The sequence below is a fragment of the Variovorax sp. 20P10.2.4 genome, assembly GCF_058244205.1.
Genome location: NZ_JBZAYE010000108.1, coordinates 1 through 16,854 on the forward strand (window position 1 = coordinate 1; position 16,854 = coordinate 16,854).

A 16,854-nucleotide genomic window follows, 5' to 3' on the forward strand; every position below is an offset into this window, starting at 1 on the left:
GCAACATCGAGGCGATGGAGCAGCTCGAGACCATGGCGCTGCGCCTGGGCGACGAGCGCTCGGGCCTGGCCACGCCGCGCGCCATGCCCTTCGAGGTGGTGCGCGACTTCTTCTTCGCGCACCAGAACCATTTCGACACGCTCGACCGCGCGGCCGAGGCGCTGGCGCAGGAGGCGCAGCAGGCGCAGGCCGCGCCGGGCGCGCGCGAGCACGGCGGCCATCTCGCCGAATGGCTGGTCGAGCGGTTGCGCCAGCGCCATGGCGTGCGCGTGCTGCTGACCGACGACACCGAGGTCAGCAAGCGCCGCTACGACGCCGCACAGCGCAGCCTGCGGCTGTCGCCCGCGCTCGAGCCGGGCCAGCAGGCCTTCCAGCTCGGCACCCAGCTCGCGCTGCTCGAGCTCGGCGCGGCGATCGACGCGCTGGTCGACGCGCCGCCCTTCACCGAGGACCCGGCCTCGCGCAAGCTGGCGCGCATCGGCCTCGCGAACTACTTCGCGGGCGCCCTGCTGCTGCCCTACGGCGCCTTCCTCGAGGCCGCGGAATCGCTGCGCTACGACATCGACCTGCTCGGCCAGCGCTTCGGCGTCGGCTTCGAGACCGTGTGCCACCGGCTCAGCACGCTGCAACGGGTGGGCGCGCCCGGCGTGCCCTTCTTCTTCGTGCGCGTGGACAAGGCCGGCAACATCTCCAAGCGCCAGTCGGCCACGCACTTCCACTTCAGCCGCACCGGCGGCACCTGCCCGCTGTGGAACGTGTACGAGGCCTTCGCGCAGCCCGAGCGCATCCTGCCGCAGCTCGCGCGCATGCCCGACGGGCGGCGCTACCTGTGGATCGCGCGCTCGGTCTCGCGCGGGCAGCGCGGCTGGGGCTCGCCGCGCAAGACCTTCTCGATCGGACTGGGCTGCGACATCCGCCATGCGCCGCGGCTGGTGTATGCCAAGGGGCTCGACCTGCAGGACCCCGAGGCCGCCACGCCGATCGGCATGGGCTGCAAGGTCTGCGAGCGCGAGCGCTGCCCGCAGCGCGCCTTTCCGTTCATCGGCGAGGCGCTGGACGTGGACGAGAACCAGAGCCGGTTCGCGCCCTATGGGTTCGAGCGCTAGCGACGATCGCGTGCGCCACGATCGTCGTGCCCCGGGTCACTTGTCGAAATAGCCGGCCTTGATGGTCGAACCGATGAGATTCACGATGAGACGACCGGCCGTGACCAGGGTCAGCTTGCTTGCGTTGTCCTTGGAGGGCTGGATCTCCACGATGTCCATGCCCACGACGCGACCCTTCCTGACGAGGCCATGTATCAACTTTCGCGCCTGCAGGAAGTCCATGCCCCCAGGGGCCGGTCCGTCGACGGCGGGCATGATCGTCGGGTCCATGCCGTCGGCGTCGATCGACAGGTAGTAGTTGCCGCCGTCGGGAATCCGCGCCAGCACGGCGTCGATGCCGATGTCGTGCAATTCGTAGGCGCTGATGAGCTCGGCCCCGTAGCGGCGCGCGGTCTCGTAGTCCTCGGGGCGACCGCTGCCTTGCGCGCGCAATCCGATCTGCACGATGCGCACCACATGCTTCATTTCCGATGCCCGGCGGATGGGGCTGGACAACCCGTCCTTGACGCCGTTGACGTCGTCGCGCCAATCCAGGTGCGCATCCACGTGCACCAGCGTGATCGGCCCGCTCTCGCTGTAGGCGCGAAGCACCGGCGTGGTGATGCCGTGGTCGCCGCCGAGCACGATCGGAAGGCCTCCGCCCTTGAGGATCTGGCGCACCGCCAGTTCCACGCGCCGATAGTGGTCACCGGGCTTGCCGAGGTCGGGGATCACGTCGCCGCAGTCCACGAAGCGGATGTCGGAGCGTCCTTGCAGCAAGGGCCCGTCGATGTCGAAGTCGAAGTGGCCAGGCGCGCGAACGATGCGGTCGGTGACGTCGCGAATGGCCTGAGGTGCATTCGTCTGGTCGTTGGTGAAGGACCGCGCGCCATAGGCCGAGCCGAAGGGCATGCCGATCACGGCGATGTCGGCCTTCAGGTTGTCCAGGTCCGTCACCAGCTCGGAATAGAGCAGGGTCGCATGCCCGGTGCGCGGGGGAACGGTCAGTTTTTCCATCAGTATCTCCAGGGTGAGTCGGTGTGTTGTTGCAGTTCGGGACTGCGTGTCAGCGATGGCTCCAGCGGCGCACTCGCGTTTCCATCGCATGGCCGAGCGTCTCCATGAGGACGCTGCAGCCCCAATAGATCAGCGCCGTGGTACCGAGCACTTCCAGGTACGCGAAGGTGTCGGCGGTCTTCAGGTTGCTTTGGTAGGTCAGCTCCGGAAGACTCATCACCGAGAAGACGGCGGAGTCCTTGAACATCATGATCGTGAGGCTCACCGTCGGCGGAAGCAGGAAGCCGAAGATCTGCGGCACCACGATGAGCCGCTGTACATGCCAGGTGCTCATGCCCAGCGCTTTCGCCGCGCGAAGCTGCCCCGCCGGGACACTGCGCAAAGCGGCCCGAAGGATTTCGCAGAAATAGCCGCCGGTGTAGAAGGCCGTCGTTCCGATCGCGATGTAGAAGGCGGAGGCCAGCAAGCCGAGCTTCGGAAGTCCGAAGAACGACAGGTACACCAGGATCAGAAACGGGATGTTGCGCACCAGCTCGACGTAGCCGAGTGCCACGGCGCGCAGGGCTCGGTGGCCCGAATCCGCCATGTAGGCGGCAACGACACCCAGTGCGATGCCCAGCGGGATGCCGGCGCCGCTGACCTGGGCTGTCACCTTCAACCCCTGCCAAAGAGCGGGAGCCGATTCTCGAACGATGCCGAAGTCAATGGACATTGGGAAGCATCCTGGCGAAGCGCCGCTCGATGCCGCGAGACAACGATGAGGCACACAGCAGCATGAGGAAATAGACCACCGCGGTCGCGGCGAACACCTGCAGCGGCAGGTCGCTCTGCAAGGTGGCGTTGCGCGCAACGGTCGCCAGGTCGTTGACCGCGATGATCGAAAGCAACGAGGACGCCTTGAGCAGCACCGTGAACTCGTTCGTCAGTGGCGGGATCGAGCGATGCAGCATCTGCGGCAACAAGACCTGCATCCAGACATGCCAGGGCTGCATGCCCAGGGCCTTGGCCGCGGCGGTCTGGCCGCGTGGAATGGTCGACAGGGCGGCCCGCATGATCTCGCTGCCATACGCGGCCGTGTTCAACGCCAAGGCCAGGATGCCGGCCGCGATCGGCGAGATGGTCACGTCGAGCAGGCCCGGAATGACGTAGTAGGCGATGAGCAGCTGAATCAGCAGCGGCGTGCCGCGGATGGCGCTCACGTAGGTTGCCACCGCCCATCGGGCGACGGCGCCTCCCCCGACACGGAGCACGAGCAGCGCAAGGCCGATGGCGACGCCTGCGGCAAAAGCGAGGGTGCTGCAGAGAAGCGTGACGCCCGCGCCCTGGAGCACGCCGTCATAGAGCGGGCGCAGCGCCCCGCCCGCGGTCAGCCAGTCGATCATCGAGCGGCTCGCTTACAGCGCGCCCTTGGGCAGGTAGTCGGACGTCGGCAGCGTCAAGGTTTCTCCGAACCACTTCTTCTGCAGCTCGCCGAGCTTTCCGTTCGCGCGCATCTCTTCCAGCGTGGTGTTGATGAAGCTGCGGATCTCCTCGTCCTTGGGGTTGGCGACCCAGGCCAGCAACCGGGGCGAGCCGATTTCACCGACCGACCTGAAGGCGTTCGGCTGGCGGCGCATCTGCACGCCGAGGACGTTCGAGGGCAAAACGCCTACGTCGAGCGTGCCGTTGCTGAGTGCGACGCTGACGTCGGGATACGCCTGAAGCAGCTTCAGCTCGGCATAGCCCTTGCCATGCTTCTCCTTGAGCTGTCGATCGAATTCCTGGGCCACCGGTTGTGCCTGCGATCCCATCTGCGTGCCGACGATCTTTCCTGCCAGGTCTTCCGGGCGATTCACGCCCTTGCTGGTGTTGCTCACCACGAGCATCGAACGGACGATGCCGATCGGACGGCTGAAGGCGAAGCGCTTCGCACGCTCTTCCGTGATGCCTACGCTCGTCGCGACGAAGTCGAAGCGGCGCGACATCAAGCCCGGCAGCAGTCCCTGAAACGGCAGATTGAGCTGAACCAGCTTGACGCCCAACTTGGCCGCCATGTAGTCCAGCACATCGCGGCCATAGCCCACCACGACGCCGTTCTCGACGAATTCATACGGTTCGTACGCCGCTTCAGTTCCGACCGTCAGTTGGCCGCGTGCCTTGATTTCGGCGAGGCTTCCGCCTTCGGCCAGCGCGGCTGTGGACATGCAGGCCAGCACCGTGGCCACAGCCAGGGTCTTCAAAGAATTTCTTCGAATCGAATCGATCATGGTGCCAGCTCCAGGTGGGGTGATTGGGTCTGGAGCGGAATCTATCGATCGTTCAGTGCGATGAAAAATGATTCTTTTGATATCAAGGTTTCGAGAATCGATACCTTCAGTTGGTGAACGGGCTCGATCCGCTGGATCGAATCGGACCTTCGATGGCCGGTTCAGGCGTCCGTGGCTCCGGCATGGAGTCCCCTCAACACCTCGAGAAACAGCTTCGCGCGTTGTGTGAGTGGACGAGAGGCTTCGGTGATCGCGCAGATCGTGTTCTCGAAGACGGGCCCCGACGTCAATGCGACGAGCGAATGTCGCTTCGCTACCAGCTTCGCGTAGTGTTCGGGAAGCAACCCGGCATAGTTGCCCGTTGCCACCAACACGCCGATAGCCTCCAGTCCACCGACGTCGGGCCCGCGCTCGAAGCCATGCTCCGCGATGGCCTGCTCCACGAAGGGATGAGGGCGGTACACGAGCGGGAGCAGGCGCCTGCGTCCCCGTGCGCCTTCCTTGCTGACGTAGACGCGGTGCACTTCGACAAAAAGCTTCTGGTAGTCGAACACCCGGTCCTTCTTGTACATGCCCCGGATCGCCACTTCGACCCGCCGCTCTCGCAAGGCATCGTTCAACTGGGCGAAGTTCATCACCGTCAGCTCCGGCTGGACGCCCGACGCGCGTCGTCGCAGCGTGGCCAGTGCTTCGGGGATGCGGCAGTGATCGTGAGTGATGACGTGCTCGGTCATTCCGATCGACAAAGTACCTGACAGCACGCCCCTCACCGCGTCGATCTCGGGGCGGATGCGCTCCAGCGACTTGAGCGCATTGGAGGCGAGATCCACCGCCACGATCCCGGCTGCGCTGAGTTTGAAGCCGCCTGGCCCGCGCTCGCAAAGCCGCACGCCCAAGCGCTCCTCGACCTCGCGAACGTGACGACTGATCGAGGCCTTCGACAGATTCAGCCGGTGTTCGGCGGCAGCAAAGCCGCCTGCCTCCGCCACGGCGCAAAAGATGCGCAGCGAGCGCAGATCTCGTTCATTGAAGTCAAGGTGGGGCATTCAGAAAGTATCACTTTCTGGAACCATCACGTCAAAAGAATCGTTTTTCTAACGACAGGCCGATGACTAGAGTCCCGCCCATTCCCACCTCGCCTGAGGCAAAAACCATGATGAACACCTGTAGACGCACCGAGAGGGAAACCTCGTTCGCGGCATCCATTGCCGCTTGCTTGCCGAGCCTTGCACGGGCCCGCGTGATGCGTCGGCCGGCATCGAGCATCGGGAACGACTTCGATCATGGCCGCTGATTCCTCGCCGCGGATCGATTCGACCGCCAAGCCGCTCATTCGCTTCGAAGGCGTGGAGAAGCGATACGGGACGTCGGTGGTGTTGGACGACCTGAATCTGGACGTTCACGAGGGCGAGAAGCTGTCGCTGATCGGCCCCAGCGGTTCGGGCAAGACGACGATCCTGCGCATCTTGATGACGCTGGAGAAGATCGAAGGCGGCCATGTCTGGATCGACGGCGCGCCGCTGTGGCACATGCCGAGGAACGGCCAGCTCGTCCCTGCCGATGAGCGGCACCTCGGGCGCATGCGCGCTTCGATCGGGATGGTCTTTCAGCACTTCAACCTGTTTCCGCACATGACCGCGGGACAGAACGTCTCCCGGCCTCAACAGATTGTGAAAGGCCTGGACAAGACGGCCGCGGATCGAGTGGCTCGGGAGCTTCTCGATCGGGTGGGCCTCGCAGCCAAGGCCGACAGCTATCCGTCCATGCTCTCGGGCGGTCAAAAGCAGCGGGTCGCGATCGCGCGCGCACTTGCCATGGAGCCGCGAATCATGCTGTTCGACGAGGTGACGTCGGCACTCGATCCGGAGGTGGTGGACGAAGTCCTGCAGGTGCTCCGGAACATTTCATTGGAAAGCCGCATGACGATGCTCATGGTGACCCATGAAATGAACTTCGCGCGGGAGTTCTCGGACCGCGTCCTCTTTCTCGATGGCGGAAGGATCGTCGAGCAGGGTCCTCCGGACCAACTTTTCCACGCGCCTCGCGAACCCCGTACCAAGTCCTTTCTCAAGAAGATCGCAGCCGCCGGACAGCGTGTCGACTAATTTTCATGGAGTTGCTCAAATGCTGAAGTTCATTGCTCTTGCGCTCACGGCGCTCGTCTCTTTCTCGCCGTCGTGGGTGACGGCACAGGCACAGCCCAAGGTGAAGGAAAAGATCGTCGTGGGCCTTGCCCACGAGCCGCCATACACCAACTTTCAAGCCGGCGGAGCACTCAGTGGCGCAGCACCTGATCTCCTCTTTCGAATCATGAAAGATTTCGGCGTGAAGGAGCTCGACCCGAAGGTCTTGGAATTCGGCGCGATGATTCCGAGTCTGCAGGCCGGCCGCGTGGACGTCATCTCCACTGGCTTGTACATCAATCCAATGCGATGCAAGGCGGTGTTGTTCTCCGAGCCTGATCTTTGCACGGCCGAGGGATTCATCGTGCCGAAGGGAAATCCGAAGTCTCTCAACTCGTTTTCGGATGTGGCGGTCAACGACAACATTCGCTATGGAGTCTGCGGAGGCTGCTCCGCCGAGAAGCGCGCCACCGAACTCGGCGTTACTAGAAGCCGGATCACGATCGCGCCCGATCATCAAAGCGGAATCAAGATGCTCCTGGACGGTCGGATCGATGTCTACGCTGCGCCTGACCTGGCACTGCGTTCCGCTGCCGAGGCCATGGGCGTGACAGACCGATTCGAGGTCCGCCCGGTTGCAGGCGAACCGGCCAAGTGCTCGGGCATCGCGTTCAGAAATGATCAGCGAGAACTGCGTGATCTGGTGGATAGGAAGCTGGAGGCGCTCAAGCAGTCTGGCGAGTACGACAAGATCGTTTCGAAGTACGGGTTCGATCCGAAGCTGGCCAGGACGGCCAAGCGCGCGGACCTGTGCGGCGGGGCCAACTAGGGAGTTGGCGGCATGGAGCCACAAAGCGCTATCGATATCGTTGGGAAGTTTGCGCAAGCGACCTTCGTGACTGTCCAGATCACCTTGGGCGCCGGCCTTGTTGCATGGCTGGTGGCGTTCGCCGCAGGGTTGTGCAAGCTCTCGGAATCTCGCCTCGTCAATTGGCCGGTCACGGCTATCGTGGAAGCGGTTCGTGGCACCTCGTGCTACGTACAACTGTTCTGGCTGTATTTCGTCTTGCCCTTCATGGGAGTCGAGATCAGCGCGATGACCGTCGCCATACTGGCCATCGGCTTGAACGTTGGCTGCTACGGTTCCGAGGTGGTGAGGAGTTCCATCCTGGCCGTGCCCCGCGGGCTGCGGGAGGCGGCGCGGGCGCTGAACATGAGCCACACGCAGACGATGGTGAACGTCGTTCTACCCGACGCGTTTCCGCGAATGCTTCCTCCCATGTGCAACCTCATGGTCGATCTCTTGAAGATCACGCCGCTGGTTTCGCTTGTGACCATCGCCGACCTCACCTTCCTCGGACAGATCTACCGGCAGGAAACCGGAAGCCCGCTCCAGGCCTTCGGCATTCTCCTGGTCATCTACTTCTTGCTGTCGTCCTTGATCATCCACGGCTTCAGGTGCGCCGAGATCTGGGCCAGCAAGGGCTTCGAAGGGACGCGCGGATGATGCTCTGGGATCCACAAACCGCCACCGAGGTGGTGCCGAGGCTTCTGCGGGGTCTTGCCGTTACGGGACAGGTGACCTTGCTTGCCACGATCCTGGCGCTGTGCGTGGGCCTTGCCTTGGCGGTTGCCTCGCGCATGCCTTCTTTTCTCGTGCGCAAACTCGCTCATGGATTCATGGAAGCCACGCGACGTACGCCCCTGTTGATCCAACTCTTCTTTGCGTTCTATGTACTGCCTGAAGTCGGACTCCGCCTCGATGCAGTCGTTTGCGGCGTGCTCGTTCTCGGCCTGCACGTCGGCTGCTACATGGCAGAGGTCTACCGGGCTGGAATCGACGGGGTGAGCCGTGGGCAATGGGAGGCGGCCAGGGCTCTCAACTACTCGATGTACCGGCAGTGGACGGAAGTGGTCTTGCCGCAAGCCATACCGCCGATGATTCCCGCCTTGGGAAATTATCTGATCCTGATGTTCAAGGAAAGCGCCTTGCTCTCGGCAATCGCCGTGCTCGATCTGATGGGGGAGGCACGCGTCTTCTCGAACGAGAGTTATCGCTACGTCGAACCGATGACATTGGTCGGCGTCTTCTATCTCGCGATCAGCATCTCGAGCGCGATTGCGATTCGGTACCTCGAGTACAGGATATCCCGGTCAAGAAAACTCTCCTGACAAGGAGCGACTCATGTTTGATTCCTACAGCCACGCCCATGAACTCCTGGCGCACGCGGGCGTCATCGAGACCCACTACCATGTTGGCCCCGAGCTTGTTGCTCGTCGTTACGACGTCCAATCGCTTGCGGAGGCTGCTCGTCCGTTCGGCGCCGTACTGGTACTGAAGAACCACACCTTCTCCACCACGCCACTGGCGTCACTCGCACGCGCTCGCCATGGAGTGAGGTTCTACGGTGGCGTTGTTCTCAACAGCTACGTTGGAGGGCTCAACCCGGCAGCCATATCAGGGGCGGTTTCAGGCAACAAGGCGGAGGTCCAGAACGCGCAGCCGGACAACGCACCGATCGTCGTGTGGATGCCGACCGTGGACTCCGTCTCCCACGTCAAGACCCATGGTTTCGGATTCGATCCGAATTGGTCGGGCTGCTGCGGGTCACAGCCCTCCGCGCTCTCGGCGGATGATCTTGGCGGGCGTGAACTCGTCGTTGCGTTCACCGAAGACCTGCGTCCCACACCCGGGCTCCTGGAGGTGCTGGGCACCATTGCCCGGCACGGCTGCGTGCTGGCGACGGGTCATCTTTGCGCGGCGGAGATCATGGAGCTGGTGCCGCTGGCAATTTCATTGGGTGTCGGAAAGATCATCGTCACGCACCCGCACTATCCGGCCGTCGGTCTGACAGACGAGCAACTTTGCTCGCTCGTTCAGTACGACGGGGTCTACGTGGAGCATTGTTTTGCCATCCACACACAGGACGGGGTTGACCTGAGCAGGTTTGCCGATTCAATCCGTGCTACCGGTCCAGGCAGGGTGCTGCTTTCCACGGATTTCGGACAGGTCAACAGCGACGCATTTCCAGCCGGAACCGTGATCTACGCCTTGGAGCTTGGAAAGCTCTTGCGCGATTCCATGAGCCTTTCGGATTTCATGTCGATGTTCTCCTCCAACGGTCACGCTGCATTGGGCATTTCCCCTTTCGCCCGTTGACGATCGAAGAGCCCCGGACCGAGCTTTCCGGCCGTCATCAGGTGGATGCCAGATGTCCAGACGTTCACGCGCGGACGCCGTCCGACGGCTTTTCGGGGCGTGCGCCTGCGCCGTTGCATGTCCCCGGAACCCGCTTGGCGTTCCGGAAAAAAAGCGCCCCGCGTTACGTAACGCGCGGCGAAAAGCGGTGTTACGCATGTTCCCGCCGCGTGTTACCCCAATTGCGAAAAGCCTTTTGAATCAACGAGATAAGTCGATCACGGTGCCGTAACAAAGGCCTGCCATGGCGGCAGCGCGAAGGCGGCACGCATGTTGCCCCTGTAGGCCATATCTTTGTCACAGAGGCCGCCATGACTACAACAGAATCATCGACTCCGACGACCCCGGCCACCACCGCAAACGGTGGGGCGCCCGTGGTCCTCGCTCAAGCCACCGCCTCGCCGATCGCCCCGATGGGCGCGACCGCGGCAGTGCCCTCCTCGGCACCCGCGGCCGCCGCACCCGCCAGCATCGGATCGCTGTCGAATGCGACGCCCGGCACGACCATCGTGCGCGACGGCGTGAGCATCCCGGTGGACGGCAACCAGTCGCTGATCGCCGGCGACCGCGTGATCGTTCCCGATGGCGGCCAGGCCAACGTGCTGTTCCCCGGCTCGGCCACCAACAAGGCGCCGCTGGCCGGCGTCTTCGCGGGCGGCACCGATGCCACCGTCACGTCGACCAAGCTGCCGGGCGGCCTCGAGCAGGTGAATGTCGACGTGGCCTCGGGCGATCTCGCCGTCACCCCGCCCGATGCCGACGCCGATGCGGCGGCGCTGGCCGTTACCAAGAAGCTCGCCACCGGCGGCGGCCTCGGCGTCGGCGAGTTCGCGCTCGGCGCGCTGGGCGGCATCGCGCTGGCCGCGGCCCTGGGCGGCGGCGGCAGCGATTCGAGCGTTCCCTTCTTCATTCCCGGTGTCGGCGATTCCGACGCGGATGCCGATGCGGACGCGGATGCAGACGCCGATGCGGACGGTGATGCGGACGCCGATGCCGACGCGGATGCAGATGCAGATGCAGATGCGGATGCCGACGCAGATGCGGACGCTGACGCCGATGCGGACGCCGACGCCGACGCCGACGCCGACGCCGACGCCGACGCGGATGCCGACCACCTGCTGGATCCGGGCGACGGCACCGTCGGCCACGTGATCGATGCGGTGGACAACACCCTGGGCCTGGGCGGCGCGCTCCAGACCGTGAAGCCCATCGTCGACAGCGTCACCGACGTGATCGACGACGTGCTCGCGCCGATCGCCGGCAGCGACTTCACGCCCAACGATCCCAACGAGTTCGATCCCGTGGACAACGTGGTCGACCATGTCACCACCAACCTCGGCGGCGTGCTGTCCCCCGTGGTCGACGGCCTGCTGGGCGGCGGCACCACCGGCGCGATCATCGACACGCTCAATGGCCAGGTCGACTACCTGACCGATGCGCTGAACAACATCCTCGAGAACGTGCTGGGCAGCGACGGCCTGCTGGGCGGCGTGACCACCGGCCTGGGCATCGACGGCCTCGTCGACGGCCTGCTGGGCGACGACGGCGTGGTCGGCCAGGTGCTCGACGGCCTGCTCGGCGAGCACAGCCTGCTCGGTGGCCTGCTGGGCGAAGACGGCCTCGTGGGCGGCCTGCTCGGCGACGACGGCCTGCTCGGTGGCCTGATCGGCGAAGGCACCGCGGTCGGCAGCCTGCTCGACACCCTGCTGGGTGACGGTGGCCTGCTCGGCGGCCTGGGCGGCGAAGACGGATTGCTCGGCGGCCTGCTGGGCCCGGCACTCGGCGAAGGCGGCCTGCTCGGTGGCCTGCTGGGCGACGACGGTGCCCTCGGCGGCCTGCTCGGCGAAGACGGCATCGTGGGCAGCCTGCTCGGCGACGACGGCCTGCTCAGCGGCCTGCTCGGCAGCGAAGGCCTGAGCGGCGGCCTGCTCGGACCCGACGGTCTGGTCGGCAGCCTGCTGGGACCGGATGGCGTGGTCGGCAGCCTGCTGGCCGACGGCCCGCTCGGTGGCCTGCTCGGCGGCGAAGACGGTTTGCTCGGCGGCCTGCTGGGTGACGACGGCCTGCTGGGCGGTCTGCTCGGCGACGACGGCCTGCTCGGTGGCGTGCTCGGCGAAGACGGCATCCTCGGCGCCGGTGGCCCGCTCGGCGGCCTGCTGGGCGACGACGGCCTGCTCGGCGGTCTGCTGGCCGATGACGGTTTGCTCGGTGGCCTGCTCGGTGACGACGGCCTGCTCGGCGGCGTGCTGGCCGACGACGGCCTGCTCGGTGGCCTGATCGGCGGCGATGGCCTGCTGGGCGGTCTGCTCGGCGACGAAGGCCTGGTCGGTGGCCTGCTGGGCGACGACGGCCTGCTGGGTGGCCTGCTCGGCGAAGGCGGCATCCTCGGCGGCGTACTGGGTGAAGACGGCCTGGTGCCGAGCCTGCTCGGCGACGACGGTCTGGTCGGCGGCCTGCTGGGCAGCGACGGCCTCGTGGGCGGCCTGCTCGGTGAAGACGGTCTGCTCGGTGGCTTGCTGGGCGGCGTGCTCGGCGGCATCGGCGGTGGTGGCGGCGGCACCGGTGCCCAACTGCTCGACCCGACCGACAGCATCGTCGGCGGCCTGGTCGACGGCCTCAACGACGGCCTGCTCGGCGAGCTCGGCCTGGGCGACGTGCTCGCCCCGGTGGTCGGCCTGACCGACAGCCTGACCGATACGGTGAGCGGCCTGCTGGGCCCGCTGCTCGGCGACACCTTCACGCCGAACGACCCGAACGTGCTGGATCCGGTGGACGACCTCGTGAGCCAGGTCACCGACGGTGTCGGCGGCCTGCTGAGCCCGCTGACCGACCAGCTGCTGGGCGCCGGCACCACCGACGCGCTGCTGGGCGCGGTGGGCACGCAGGTCGACTTCCTGACCGATGGCGTGGCGAATCTGATCGGCGGCGATGGGCTGCTGGGCGGCGTGCTGGGTGACGACGGTCTGCTGGGCGGCTTGCTCGGCGGCGACGGTGGTCTGCTCGGCGGCATCCTGGGTGACGACGGTCTGCTGGGCGGCCTGCTCGGCGGTGACGGCGGCCTGCTGGGTGGCGTCCTGGGCGATGACGGTCTGCTGGGCGGCTTGCTCGGTGGCGACGGCGGCCTGCTCGGCGGCATCCTGGGTGATGACGGCCTGCTGGGCGGTCTGCTCGGTGGCGACGGCGGCCTGCTCGGCGGCATCCTGGGTGACGACGGTCTGCTGGGCGGTCTGCTCGGTGGCGACGGTGGCCTGCTGGGTGGTGTCCTGGGTGACGACGGCTTGCTGGGCGGCTTGCTCGGTGGCGACGGTGGCCTGCTGGGTGGTGTGCTGGGCAACGACGGTCTGCTGGGCGGCCTGCTCGGCGGCGACGGTGGCTTGCTGGGTGGCGTCCTGGGTGACGACGGCTTGCTGGGCGGTTTGCTCGGCGGCGACGGTGGCCTGCTCGGCGGCATCCTGGGTGATGACGGTCTGCTGGGTGGCTTGCTCGGCGGCGACGGTGGCCTCCTGGGTGGCGTCCTGGGCGACGACGGTCTGCTGGGCGGTCTGCTCGGCGGTGACGGCGGCCTCCTGGGTGGTGTCCTGGGTGACGACGGTCTGCTGGGCGGCTTGCTCGGTGGCGACGGTGGCCTGCTGGGTGGCGTTCTTGGCGACGACGGCTTGCTGGGCGGCCTGCTCGGTGGCGACGGCGGTCTGCTGGGTGGTGTCCTGGGCGACGACGGTCTGCTGGGCGGCCTGCTCGGCGGTGACGGTGGTCTCCTGGGCGGCGTCCTCGGCGACGATGGCCTGCTCGGTGGCATCCTGGGTGACGATGGTCTGCTCGGCGGCGTGCTCGGTGGCGACGGTGGCCTGCTCGGCGGCATCCTCGGCGATGACGGCCTTCTCGGCGGTCTGCTGGGCGGCCTGCTCGGCGGTGGTGCCGATGCCAGCGCCTCGGCCAGCCTGATGGTCGCGGCCGATACGCCGGCCGACGGTGGCCTGCTCGGCGGTCTGCTGGGTGGCGAAGGCGGCCTGCTCGGCGGCATCCTCGGTGACGATGGCCTGCTGGGCGGTCTGCTCGGCGGTGACGGTGGCCTGCTCGGCAGCATCCTCGGCGACGACGGCCTGCTGGGCGGCGTGCTCGGTGGCGACGGCGGCCTGCTCGGTGGCGTCCTCGGCGACGGTGGCCTGCTGGGCGGCGTGCTCGGTGGCGAAGGTGGTCTGCTCGGCGGCATCCTGGGCGACGACGGCCTGCTGGGTGGCGTGCTCGGCGGCATCCTCGGTGACGACGGCCTCCTGGGCGGCGTGCTCGGCGGTGACGGCGGCCTGCTCGGCGGCATCCTCGGTGACGACGGCCTGCTGGGCGGCGTGCTCGGTGGCGACGGCGGTCTGCTCGGCGGCATCCTCGGTGATGACGGCCTTCTGGGCGGCGTGCTCGGCGGTGACGGTGGTCTGCTCGGCGGCATCCTGGGTGACGACGGCCTTCTGGGCGGCGTGCTCGGCGGTGACGGCGGCCTGCTCGGTGGTGTGCTGGGCGACGGCGGCCTGCTGGGTGGCGTGCTCGGCGGTGGCGAAGGCGGTCTGCTCGGCGGCGTCCTCGGCGACGACGGCCTGGTCGGCGGTCTGCTCGGCAACGATGGCCTGGTGGGCAACCTGCTGGGCAGCGACGGTCTGGTCGGTGGCCTGGTGGGCGGCCTGCTCGGCAATGACGGCCTCGTCGGCAGCCTGCTCGGCGCGCTGGGCGGCGACGGCCCGGTGGCCAACATCCTGCAGCCGGTGACCGAGATCGCCAGCGGCCTGAGCGACACCCTCGCTCCGGTGGTCGATACGCTGACCAGCGCCGGCTCCGGTGCCCTGGCCCCGGTGACCGACATCCTGGCCGGCGCGACCGCGGCGGCGGCGCCGGTGGTCGCGACCGTGTCCAACGTGGTCGAGAACGTCGATCACGCGGTGGGCTCGGTGGTCGCCGACGTGGTGACCCCGATCACCAGCCAGGTCGAGCACACGGTGGGCAATGTGGTGACCCCGGTCGCCAACATCCTGCACGGCCTGCTGGGCTGATCGAACACCGCGGCTTGCGCCGCGGTTCACGACAAGAAGGGGGGCGGACCGGCGACGGTCGGCCCCTTTTCTCATGGCGCCCCGCGGGAGCGCCGGACCGCTCAGGCGCTCCCGCGCTCGATCAGCTCGAAACCCAGGTCGCGCTTGCGCGCCGCCGGCGTTTCGCTGCGCAGCCGCTGCACCAGCATGCGCGCGGCCTCCTCGCCCATGCGCACGGTCGGCACCGCGATGGTCGTGAGGCCGGGGTTGAGCTCGCGCGCGATCTCGTAGTCGCCGAAGCCCATGATCGCGAGCTGCTTGGGCACCGCGATGCTCAGCCGCTGGCAGGCCAGCAGCGCGCCCGAGGCCAGCAGGTCGCTCGAGAACAGCAGCAGGTCGCTGTCGGGGAAACGCGCGCGCGCGGCCTCGAGCAGGGTGCTGCCGCTGCCCATGGTGTAGGGCAGGTTCTCCACCACCAGGCTGCGCGGCGCCTGGCCGGGATAGTGGCGCGCCATGCCGGTGGTGTAGCCGTCCAGGCGCTCGCGTGCGCGGTCGTCGCCGGGGCGCGCGGCGCCCACGAAGGTGGGATGGCGGTAGCCGCGCCGCTGCGCATAGGCCACGGCCGCGGCCAGCGCCTCCTGGTTCGAGAAGCCCACGAGCTGGTCGATGGGCTTGCGCGTCCAGGCCCAGCTCTCGACCACGGGAATGGCGGCGCGCGCGAGCATCTCGCGCACCGCGTCGGTGTGGCGCGTGCCGACGAGGAAGAAGGCGTCGGGGCGGCGGCCCAGCAGGCTGCGCACCACGGCCTCCTCGCGCTCGTGGCTGTAGTCGGTGTGGCCGATGATCACCTGGTAGCCGGCCTGCAGCAGCACGTTCGACAGGCCCTGCAGCGTCTCCGCGAACACCGAGGCCGCGATCTGCGGGATCACGGCGGCCACCGTCATGCTGCGGTTCGAGGCCAGGTGGCTGGCCGCGAGGTTCTGCACGTAGCGGGTGCTGCGGATCGCCGCCTCCACGCGCTCGCGCGTCTGCGGCGTGCAGCCCTCGGGGTCGCGCAGCACGCGCGACACGGTCTGTGCCGACACGCCCGCCACCTGGGCCACGTCGGCCATGGTGACGGAGTTGGTGCCGAAGCGGCGGCGGCCCTGTCTTTTTTCGGGTTCTGTCATGGGTGGCCCGGATTCTGCCGCCAAGCGCGCCCGGCCACCGCCGCGCTCAAAGCCGCCCGCGCGCGGCGAGGTTGCGCATCAGCGCGCCGATGCCGAAGGTCCACGGCGGAATGCGGTCGCTGCGCCCGACGCGGTTGAACAGCGTGCCCAGCCGCTCGGCGCGGATCGCCACGCGGTCGCCCTCGTGGTGGGTGAAGCCGGCGCCGGGCGCGTCGCGGTCCTGGATCGGCGCGAACATGGTGCCGCAGAACAGCAGGATACCGTCGGGGTACTGGTGGTGCGCGCCCATGGCGTGGCGCACCAGCTCGAGCGGATCGCGGCTGATCCGCGCCATCGAGCTCGAGCCCTCGAGCACGAAGCCGTCCTCGCCCTCCACGCGCAGCTCGACCACGGTGGCGCGCAGGTCGTCGATGCCGTAGTGGGCGTCGAACAGGCGGATGAACGGACCGATGGCGCACGAGGCGTTGTTGTCCTTGGCCTTGCCCAGCAACAGCGCGCTGCGGCCCTCGAAGTCGCGCAGGTTGACGTCGTTGCCGAGCGCGGCGCCAACGGTCCGGCCGCGGCTGTCGATGGCCAGCACGACCTCGGGCTCGGGGTTGTTCCAGGTCGAGCCCGGATGCAGGCCCACCTGCACGCCGGTGCCCACCGAGGCCAGCGGCGCGGCCTTGGTGAAGACCTCGGCGTCGGGCCCGATGCCGACCTCGAGGTACTGCGACCACAGGCCCTGCGCGAGCAGCACCTGCTTGAGCTGCATGGCCTCCGGCGAACCCGGCACGATGCCTGAGAGGTCGTCGCCGACCACGGCCACCACCTGGCGGCGCACCGCCTCGGCGCGGCTCGCGTCGCCGCGCGCCTGCTCCTCGATCACGCGCTCGACCATGCTGGCCGCGAAGGTCACGCCGGCGGCCTTCACCACCTGCAGGTCGTTGGGCGCGAGCAGGTGGCGCCGCGCGGGATCGGGACCATGCGCGGCGGTGCTCGCGAGCCAGTCGGCCAGCGT

At 67.2% G+C, this 16,854-nt stretch carries 15 protein-coding genes; 7 read left to right on the forward strand and 8 right to left on the reverse strand.

Features of this window, described 5'->3' with window-relative positions; all coding sequences use genetic code 11:
- A partial coding sequence (locus AC27VN_RS13180) for a helix-turn-helix domain-containing protein (protein WP_490876826.1) occupies window positions 1–1,106 on the forward strand: 1,106 nt, incomplete at its 5' end.
- A gap of 36 nt (window positions 1,107–1,142) precedes the next feature.
- Here AC27VN_RS13180 and AC27VN_RS13185 read toward each other — a convergent pair.
- From AC27VN_RS13185 to AC27VN_RS13210, 6 genes are all read right to left on the reverse strand, one after another.
- Window positions 1,143–2,102 carry an agmatinase gene (locus AC27VN_RS13185; RefSeq protein ID WP_296779637.1) on the reverse strand — a complete coding sequence of 320 codons (960 nt, stop codon included), beginning with the start codon at window positions 2,100–2,102 and terminating at the stop codon, window positions 1,143–1,145.
- A 49-nt stretch (window positions 2,103–2,151) separates the two neighbouring features.
- Complete coding sequence (locus tag AC27VN_RS13190) at window positions 2,152–2,814, reverse strand: amino acid ABC transporter permease (RefSeq protein ID WP_296779634.1); 663 nt, start codon at window positions 2,812–2,814, stop codon at window positions 2,152–2,154.
- Complete coding sequence (locus AC27VN_RS13195; RefSeq protein ID WP_490876827.1) at window positions 2,804–3,484, reverse strand: amino acid ABC transporter permease; 681 nt, start codon at window positions 3,482–3,484, stop codon at window positions 2,804–2,806. The genes AC27VN_RS13190 and AC27VN_RS13195 overlap by 11 nt, the downstream gene beginning before the upstream one ends.
- A gap of 12 nt (window positions 3,485–3,496) precedes the next feature.
- Window positions 3,497–4,348 (reverse strand): transporter substrate-binding domain-containing protein, encoded by an 852-nt coding sequence (locus AC27VN_RS13200; RefSeq protein WP_490876828.1) that lies wholly within the window; start codon window positions 4,346–4,348, stop codon window positions 3,497–3,499.
- A 161-nt stretch (window positions 4,349–4,509) separates the two neighbouring features.
- On the reverse strand, window positions 4,510–5,394 hold the full coding sequence (locus tag AC27VN_RS13205; protein ID WP_093345722.1) for a LysR family transcriptional regulator: 885 nt from the start codon (window positions 5,392–5,394) through the stop codon (window positions 4,510–4,512).
- Window positions 5,395–5,425: 31 nt separating this feature from the next.
- A complete protein-coding gene (locus AC27VN_RS13210) occupies window positions 5,426–5,614 on the reverse strand; it encodes a hypothetical protein (RefSeq protein ID WP_143129202.1) in 189 nt (62 codons plus the stop codon).
- Between the two features lie 17 nt (window positions 5,615–5,631).
- On the opposite strand from AC27VN_RS13210, the gene ehuA reads away from it, so the two are divergent.
- From ehuA to AC27VN_RS13240, 6 genes are all read left to right on the forward strand, one after another.
- Window positions 5,632–6,453, forward strand: coding sequence for an ectoine/hydroxyectoine ABC transporter ATP-binding protein EhuA (gene ehuA / locus AC27VN_RS13215; RefSeq protein WP_490876829.1), 822 nt, complete (start codon window positions 5,632–5,634; stop codon window positions 6,451–6,453).
- A gap of 19 nt (window positions 6,454–6,472) precedes the next feature.
- Window positions 6,473–7,300 (forward strand): ectoine/hydroxyectoine ABC transporter substrate-binding protein EhuB, encoded by an 828-nt coding sequence (gene ehuB / locus AC27VN_RS13220; protein WP_296779626.1) that lies wholly within the window; start codon window positions 6,473–6,475, stop codon window positions 7,298–7,300.
- Between the two features lie 12 nt (window positions 7,301–7,312).
- Window positions 7,313–7,978, forward strand: a complete 666-nt coding sequence (gene ehuC / locus AC27VN_RS13225; protein WP_490876830.1) for an ectoine/hydroxyectoine ABC transporter permease subunit EhuC — start codon at window positions 7,313–7,315, stop codon at window positions 7,976–7,978.
- A complete protein-coding gene (gene ehuD / locus AC27VN_RS13230; protein ID WP_490876831.1) occupies window positions 7,975–8,643 on the forward strand; it encodes an ectoine/hydroxyectoine ABC transporter permease subunit EhuD in 669 nt (222 codons plus the stop codon). Before ehuC ends, ehuD begins: the two co-directional genes overlap by 4 nt.
- 13 nt (window positions 8,644–8,656) lie before the next feature.
- Window positions 8,657–9,631, forward strand: a complete 975-nt coding sequence (locus tag AC27VN_RS13235) for a DUF6282 family protein (RefSeq protein ID WP_490876832.1) — start codon at window positions 8,657–8,659, stop codon at window positions 9,629–9,631.
- A 350-nt stretch (window positions 9,632–9,981) separates the two neighbouring features.
- On the forward strand, window positions 9,982–14,706 hold the full coding sequence (locus tag AC27VN_RS13240; RefSeq protein ID WP_490876833.1) for a hypothetical protein: 4,725 nt from the start codon (window positions 9,982–9,984) through the stop codon (window positions 14,704–14,706).
- 101 nt (window positions 14,707–14,807) lie between these two features.
- Here AC27VN_RS13240 and AC27VN_RS13245 read toward each other — a convergent pair whose 3' ends face one another.
- Together AC27VN_RS13245 and AC27VN_RS13250 are read right to left on the reverse strand one after the other, a co-directional pair.
- Window positions 14,808–15,854, reverse strand: coding sequence for a LacI family DNA-binding transcriptional regulator (locus tag AC27VN_RS13245; protein WP_490876834.1), 1,047 nt, complete (start codon window positions 15,852–15,854; stop codon window positions 14,808–14,810).
- A gap of 46 nt (window positions 15,855–15,900) precedes the next feature.
- Window positions 15,901–16,854, reverse strand: a 954-nt coding sequence (locus AC27VN_RS13250; RefSeq protein ID WP_490876835.1) for a fumarylacetoacetate hydrolase family protein, incomplete at its 5' end; no start/stop codon positions are given.

Excerpts from the sequence above, each read along its gene's own strand:
- AC27VN_RS13185 (WP_296779637.1), bottom strand. The coding sequence starts at position 2,102 with ATGGAAAAACTGACCGTTCCCCCGCGCACCGGGCATGCGACCCTGCTC.
- AC27VN_RS13190 (WP_296779634.1), bottom strand. The coding sequence starts at position 2,814 with ATGTCCATTGACTTCGGCATCGTTCGAGAATCGGCTCCCGCTCTTTGG.
- AC27VN_RS13195 (WP_490876827.1), bottom strand. The coding sequence starts at position 3,484 with ATGATCGACTGGCTGACCGCGGGCGGGGCGCTGCGCCCGCTCTATGAC.
- AC27VN_RS13200 (WP_490876828.1), bottom strand. The coding sequence starts at position 4,348 with ATGATCGATTCGATTCGAAGAAATTCTTTGAAGACCCTGGCTGTGGCC.
- AC27VN_RS13205 (WP_093345722.1), bottom strand. The coding sequence starts at position 5,394 with ATGCCCCACCTTGACTTCAATGAACGAGATCTGCGCTCGCTGCGCATC.
- AC27VN_RS13210 (WP_143129202.1), bottom strand. The coding sequence starts at position 5,614 with ATGCTCGATGCCGGCCGACGCATCACGCGGGCCCGTGCAAGGCTCGGC.
- ehuA (WP_490876829.1), top strand. The coding sequence starts at position 5,632 with ATGGCCGCTGATTCCTCGCCGCGGATCGATTCGACCGCCAAGCCGCTC.
- ehuB (WP_296779626.1), top strand. The coding sequence starts at position 6,473 with ATGCTGAAGTTCATTGCTCTTGCGCTCACGGCGCTCGTCTCTTTCTCG.
- ehuC (WP_490876830.1), top strand. The coding sequence starts at position 7,313 with ATGGAGCCACAAAGCGCTATCGATATCGTTGGGAAGTTTGCGCAAGCG.
- ehuD (WP_490876831.1), top strand. The coding sequence starts at position 7,975 with ATGATGCTCTGGGATCCACAAACCGCCACCGAGGTGGTGCCGAGGCTT.
- AC27VN_RS13235 (WP_490876832.1), top strand. The coding sequence starts at position 8,657 with ATGTTTGATTCCTACAGCCACGCCCATGAACTCCTGGCGCACGCGGGC.
- AC27VN_RS13240 (WP_490876833.1), top strand. The coding sequence starts at position 9,982 with ATGACTACAACAGAATCATCGACTCCGACGACCCCGGCCACCACCGCA.
- AC27VN_RS13245 (WP_490876834.1), bottom strand. The coding sequence starts at position 15,854 with ATGACAGAACCCGAAAAAAGACAGGGCCGCCGCCGCTTCGGCACCAAC.